Below are 6,574 nucleotides of genomic sequence, written 5' to 3' on the forward strand. Positions count from 1 at the left end.
AACAGGAGCGGTTATTGGATGGCCCCGGTAAGGGCAATCATTTATTCAGGATTGGAGTCTCAGGGACGTATGGATATCCCGGCCCCCTGACAAAGAGATTCGAGATTTTTGTAACCCAGAGTGGCATAAGTCAGTGGATGAGCAACGGCCGGGTCCTGCTCAGCTTCAACAACTAACCAGCCCTGATAATCACTTTTCTTAAGGCCGCTAAACAACGTGGAATAATCAATGTCGCCATCGCCGGGGACTGTAAAGACACCATTGAGCACTGAATCAAGAAAGCTGCTGTCTCGATTGAGAGCATCAGCGAGAACTGAATTGCGTACATCCTTGCAGTGTACATGGCAGATTCGATCAGCGTGACGTTGCTGGACTGCGATAGGATCACCGCCAGCATAGCTTAAGTGACCGGTATCCAATAACAGGCCAACAGCATCTCCGGTGTTTTTTTTCAACAGATCTATTTCTGTTTCTGTCTGTATAACCGTGCCCATGTGGTGATGATAGGCAATCCTGACGCCATGACTCAGGCAATGCTCTGCAACCTGGGTTAGCTTTTGACCCAGTTCTGTCCATTGAGAGCTACTCATACGTGGACGGTGGGAGAGTGGGGCGTTGCGATCGCCGTGGATACAACCGGTAACTTCACAATAGACCATCACCGACGCCCCCATGTTTTTCAGTAGCATCAAGTGGTTATTGATAGCTTCAAGCTCTTCTTCTACGCTACGGCTTAACAGCTGGCCGCTGAACCAACCGGAAACCAGGCGCAGGCCGTGTCCGTCCAGAACAGGTCCAAGTACTTCGGGGGTGCGAGGGAACTTGTTACCCAGCTCAAAGCCTGAGTAACCGGCCTGTTTTCCCTCCTGCAGACAAACCTCCAACGGCGTTCTGGCCCCTAAAGCAGGCATATCATCGTTAGTCCAGGTCAGGGGGTTGATACCAATACTTACACTCATCTATTTACTCCAGAATCTGCCCCGGCCATTCTGTTCTCAGTTGCCCGGGCTGGTCTTTGCTAAAGCCTCTTAGTACGGTTGCTGCTTTTTGGCATCAATGTACTCGTCGTAAGCCTGGTTAACTTCGCCTCGCCGGGATACCTCTGGTACTGCAACATCCCACCAGCAACTGCCTTCAGAGGTCGTATAGGGATCAGTATCCAGTGTCACGACATAGGATATGGCAGAGGATTTGGCTCGTTTTAAAGCCTGTTCGAGTTCCGCTATACCATCGACCCTCTCGGAAGTTGCCCCCATGGCAGCAGCATGGCCAGCGAAGTCCAGCTTGGGGGCTCCAGTCTCTACACTACGGCAGTTTTCCAGCAGGTTGTTGAAAGGGGCGCCTCCGGTGCCTTTTTGAAGCCGATTGATACAGCCAAAACCCCGGTTATCCAATACGATAACGATGATTTTTTGACCCAGCATGACCGATGTCGCCAGTTCAGAGTTAAGCATCATGTAGGACCCGTCTCCTACCACCACAAAAACTTCACGGTCCGGGCTGGCCATTTTTACACCGAGTCCACCCGCAATTTCATAACCCATACAAGAGTATCCGTATTCAAGGTGGTAACCCTTCGGGTCTTCGGTGCGCCATAAGCGATGTAGTTCCCCGGGTAACCCGCCGGCTGCACAGACGATAACGTCGGTTGCCGATGATGCACGCTTTACGGCACCAAGCACCTGAGCATCGGAAGGCAAGCCGGTCTCTGTTTCTACTCCTTCGGCAGCCGTTATCTCTTCATAGTAGCCGTTCCAGGAGGCCATGCTTTCTTGTCTGAGTTGTTGCCAGGCGTTCTCGGATTGCCAATCCTGCAAAGCGACATCCAGTGCTTGAAGTCCGATTTTTACATCACTGACCAGTGGCAAAGCGTTGTGTTTTATCGCATCAAACTTAGCGACATTCAGTTGGATCAGCTTTACATCTTTGTTGCCAAACAGGGTGCGTGAGCCGGTGGTGAAATCCTGGAGTCGAGTACCGACCGCGAGGATGACATCTGCTTCGCGGGCTAAGTGATTGGCGGAGGCCGCGCCCGTCACACCAATTGAGCCGACATAGTTGGGGTGGTCCCAGTTTAACGCTCCTTTACCTGCCTGGGTTTCTGCCACCGGTATAGCGTGTTTTTCGGCAAACTGTTGTAATTCCTTAATGGCCAGAGAGTAATGGACACCGCCACCAGCAATCAGCAGTGGTTTTTTCGCATTTTTTAATGTTGCTATGACATTTTCAAGCTCATGGCTATCTGGCCCTTGACGGCGTAATCGATGGAGTCTGGGAGTAAAAAAACTTTCCGGATAATCGTAAGCCTCTGCCTGTACATCCTGACACAGTGCTAAAGTAACCGGTCCGCAGTTTTCCGGATCCGTGAGGGTTTGCAGCGCAGTCGGTAAGCTGGTAATTATCTGCTCTGGTCGGGTTATGCGATCGAAATAACGACTTACCGGACGAAAGCAATCGTTGGTCGTAATCGTAGGATCGCTGAAATCTTCTACCTGCTGCAACACAGGATCGGGGGTGCGATTGGCAAAGGTATCTCCGGGTAGCAACAGAACCGGTAGGCGGTTAACGTGGGCGACAGCTGCCGCGGTAATCATGTTGGCTGCACCTGGACCAATTGAGGTTGTGCAGGCCATCATTCGTTGGCGGTTGTTGGCCTTTGCATAGGCAATGGCGGCATGAGCCATGCCCTGTTCATTATGTGCGCGGTAGGTCGGCAGTTGATCTCCTGCCTGGTAAAGGGCTTCTCCCATGCCTGCCACGTTTCCGTGACCGAATATGGCAAATACACCCTCAAATAACGGCAGTACCTGACCGTCAATTTCAACCTGCTGAGCCGCCAGGTATTTGACCAAAGCCTGGGCCATTGTTAACCGAATACGTTTCATCTTGTGCTCCACTTTCTTTCCTTCACCGCAGCAGTATCGTTGGTTGCGGTGATTCCAGCCTGCTGTAATTTCAATTCAATAGCTGGAAATATTCTGTATGACAACGCTTAGCTGGTTTGACGTTGACGCCAATGGTCGATTAATTGCAAATAGTTGTCTGTCACGGTGTTTATCAGTTTTTGATCGTCATAGTCCCCGGCTAGCCAGCGTCTTGAGGGTTCCCCGAAAATCGTCCGACCGATGGCGAATCCCTTGCAAATATCAAACCCTGCACTGGCGTCAAACCCAGACTTAAGTTCTTCGATAGAGGCATCTAATCCGAGAAGTACAACGCCACGGCAGTGAGGCGCCCGCTCCGCGATCAGATCGCTGATTTTTTGCCAAGCGGCTCGGGATGGAGAGGGGAGTTTCCACCAGTCGGGGCGAATATCCAGGTTATAGAATCGGGTCATGGCAGTCACAACGGTATCGTCGGTCTGGTCCATTCCCTGGGGAGGAATTATCTCCAGCAGAAATTCATGGCCGGATGCGCAACAGGCCTGATAGAGTTCCTGAATTTGTCGCTCCTGTTGCAGACGCATTTGGTAGCTGTCCTCTGGATGGTAGAACACCAGACATTTGACAATATGCTCGATTGGCCAGCTTGCCAGGCGACTGCTGATTGAGCGGCCTCCTTCCAGTTCCAGGGGGCGAGAGGAGGGTTGTTCCACGGGGCGCCCAATCCACCAGCCGCATCCTGTTATATCGTTAAGAGCATCCTGGCCATAGCTATCGTCAATTAATACACCAACCTGCCCTGTTCCGTCCGCGTCTTCCAGACCTGCCTGCTGTGCTCCCTGCTGGGTGGCTTTGACTAATAGTTGTTTCAGATAAGGAATACGTTCAGGGTCTGCGCCTGTTTCGACTGCCATATCATAAAACTGCTTACGATGATCGAATGCGAGGATGCAAAGGTTGTCCCATTGCACCGGGTTGCGGGTTGTTACCCGGTGCAGGTAATTCAATTCCTTATCCAGATCGGGACGGGGTATATCCGCAGCCCGTTCCAGATAGGCATCCAGTTCTTCTGCGCTGGGAATAGCGGGTGCGCAGCCGTGGCGGGAAACCACCAAAGCCCCACAGGCATTGGCATACGCACAGCAATTGTAGTCTGATTCATCGTTGAGCCAGCCCCTTAAAAATCCGCTGATAAACGCATCACCTGCTCCAAGTACGTTCATTACTTCTACCTGGACTCCGGTGAAGACATCAAAATTGGACTCGGAATCAGGAATTGCTCCCTTTAATACCGTGCACCCCAGAGCACCCAGTTTCAGGACGATTGTTGCCTTGGATAGCTCGCGGATCTTTTTCAGTGCTGTTATCGTATCCGTGCTGCCTCCGGCAATATGAACCTCCTCCTCGGTACCGACCAGCAGGTCCACATCCGGCAGAATACTCTGTAAATGGCGGCTGACTCCATCAGAAGAGATAAAGCGGGTTTCACCATCCCCAAGGCTGGTCAGACCCCAGAGAACCGGGCGGTAGTCGATATCGACAATAACTTTGGTGCCGGCAGCTTTCGCGTATTCGATCGCCTGCTTACTGGCTTTACAGGTTCCTTCAGTCGAGAAATGAGTGCCGGTGATTAACAGACTTTTGCTTGAAGCGATAAACTCGGGTGAAAAGTCATTGTCGCTGATTGCCATATCAGCGCAGTCATTGCGATAAAAAATCAGCGGGAAAGTATCTCGATCTTTAATGCCAAGAATAACCAGACCGGTTAAACGATCCTTGTCTGTGATGACGTGACTGACATCAACACCGCCACGAACCAGCTCTTCACGGACAAAACGTCCCATATGTTCATCACCTACCCGAGTCAGCATTGCGGATCTGAGACCCAGTCGGGCTGTGCCGAAAGCAATATTTGCGGATGAGCCACCAAGGTATTTGGCGAAGCTGGATTCATCTTCCAACCGACTACCGATTTGTTCACCATAGAGGTCGACGGCGGCCCGACCGAGGCAGATCACATCCAGGTTAGAATTTTGCTTATGGCTCTTGTGAACTTGGTTATTCTGGTCGTTCATTGATGTAAAACTCCTCGGGGATCGCTTCAAAAAGCCCTATTTCCCCCGTTTTTTGTGTCTGCGTTCAAAAACGGTGTCTGCGTTCAAAACCGGTGTCTGCTTTCAAACTTATATCGCTATTCGAAATAGCCATACGACTGAGGCTGTTAACCGTCGTCGGTTCTTACCCATTGTCCTTTGTTGTGGGAAATCTCTATTGCATCCATGACCCGATTGACTTCGTAAGCGGCTCGAAAATCTGGCCACATAGGTTGGTCATTTGCGATACCTTGGACCAGGTCGCGAACCTCTACCGCTTTCATGTCGTTGTAACCAAGGCCATGGCCTGCGGATACACAGAAACTGGCATAGTCGGGATGTTCAGGGCCGGTCAAAATACGGCGAAATCCCTGACGGTTGGAACGATCCTGCGAGCTGTATAGTTGAAGCTCTGAGAGTCTTTCCTGGTCATAAATAAGTGTCCCCCTGGTACCCGTAACTTCGAACCACAGACCGTTTTTACGCCCCCAGGCTATGCGGGATGATTCCAGGGTGCCGCTGGCGCCGTTGGCAAAGCGGACCATGGCATGTACCTGATCGTCATTTTCTACCGTTCCATATTGATCGGGTTGGTCCGCCAGAGGACGCTGTTTGTGAACTGTTTGCAGATCGGCACAGATTTCGTTGATTGGGGCCACCAGGTGTTGGGCCATATTAATAATATGAGACCCCATATCCCCAAGAGTACCTGAGCCGGAAAACTCTCGTTTCAGACGCCAACTGAAGGGCAGGTTGCCATCTGCAAGATAATCTTCATTGAAGGTTCCGCGAAAATGAACCACGTCACCTATCTCTCCATTTTCAATGATTTCCCTGGCCAGCTGCACCGTAGGGTTTTTGATGTAATTGAACCCGACCAAGGTCTTTACGCCGGCTTTTTCTGCGGCTTCTGTCATTTCCAGTGCATCTCTGGCATTTAATGCCAGCGGTTTTTCAGAATAGACATGTTTGCCTGCAGCTATCGCGGCCAAAGCCATCTCTTTGTGCAGAAAGTTTGGTGAGCAGATATCCACTACGTCTACATTGGCATCGTTAACCAGCTCGTGCCAATCGCCTGTAGAACGGTTAAAACCAAACTCAGCAGCTTTTTCTGCTGCCAGCTCAGGATTGATTTCCGCAACCATTTCACAGACTAATTCGGCGCTCAAAGGGAATATGGCCGGAGCTGTTTTGAAGGCGATTGCATGGGCCTTGCCCATATAGCCGGTGCCTATTAATCCGACGCGGACTTTTTTCATTGTGTTACGTTCCTGCTGTTGCACGTTGATCTGTTAGCTATTTGGTATTTATTAATAAGCCAGTTCGGTTTACTGATGAGCTTGTATTTTCTTTGCTTCATCTCCGATAGCGTTAGCTAAAGAATGTTCTGCCGCGGCGGCAGCTTCCAGTGAATGAGAGCCAGCAGAACTGGCTTGAGCCTCATCACTGCGGGCAAACTCCTCCAGTTCTGCCTGTAACGCATCCATTTCCTGGCCTCCCGCCATCATTTCAAGAACGTCTTCACGGGAGACTTCCGATTTCAGATAGGAGCCCAGACTCTGGCCACGATTGAGCAGGGTGAAACGGTCGGCCACCGGG

General features: G+C 51.0%; 4 protein-coding genes and 1 pseudogene. All 5 read right to left on the minus strand.

The genetic code is table 11. The features are described from left to right. Positions 1-59 precede the first annotated feature (59 nt). On the minus strand, positions 60-959 hold the full coding sequence (gene iolE, locus BGP75_RS22840; protein WP_076721234.1) for a myo-inosose-2 dehydratase: 900 nt from the start codon (positions 957-959) through the stop codon (positions 60-62). A 69-nt stretch (positions 960-1,028) separates the two neighbouring features. Beyond that, the gene (gene iolD, locus BGP75_RS22845) at positions 1,029-2,885 is read right to left on the minus strand and encodes a 3D-(3,5/4)-trihydroxycyclohexane-1,2-dione acylhydrolase (decyclizing) (protein WP_076721235.1); all 1,857 of its coding nucleotides are present in this window, start codon (positions 2,883-2,885) and stop codon (positions 1,029-1,031) included. Between the two features lie 107 nt (positions 2,886-2,992). Beyond that, positions 2,993-4,957, minus strand: coding sequence for a 5-dehydro-2-deoxygluconokinase (gene iolC / locus BGP75_RS22850; protein ID WP_076721236.1), 1,965 nt, complete (start codon positions 4,955-4,957; stop codon positions 2,993-2,995). A gap of 146 nt (positions 4,958-5,103) precedes the next feature. Then, positions 5,104-6,234, minus strand: coding sequence for a Gfo/Idh/MocA family protein (locus BGP75_RS22855; RefSeq protein ID WP_076721237.1), 1,131 nt, complete (start codon positions 6,232-6,234; stop codon positions 5,104-5,106). A gap of 69 nt (positions 6,235-6,303) precedes the next feature. Beyond that, positions 6,304-6,574 (minus strand): annotated as a pseudogene (locus tag BGP75_RS27280) (hypothetical protein); the annotation flags it as partial.

Origin of the sequence: Motiliproteus sp. MSK22-1, assembly GCF_001968815.1 — a bacterium.
Taxonomy (GTDB): domain Bacteria; phylum Pseudomonadota; class Gammaproteobacteria; order Pseudomonadales; family Balneatricaceae; genus Motiliproteus.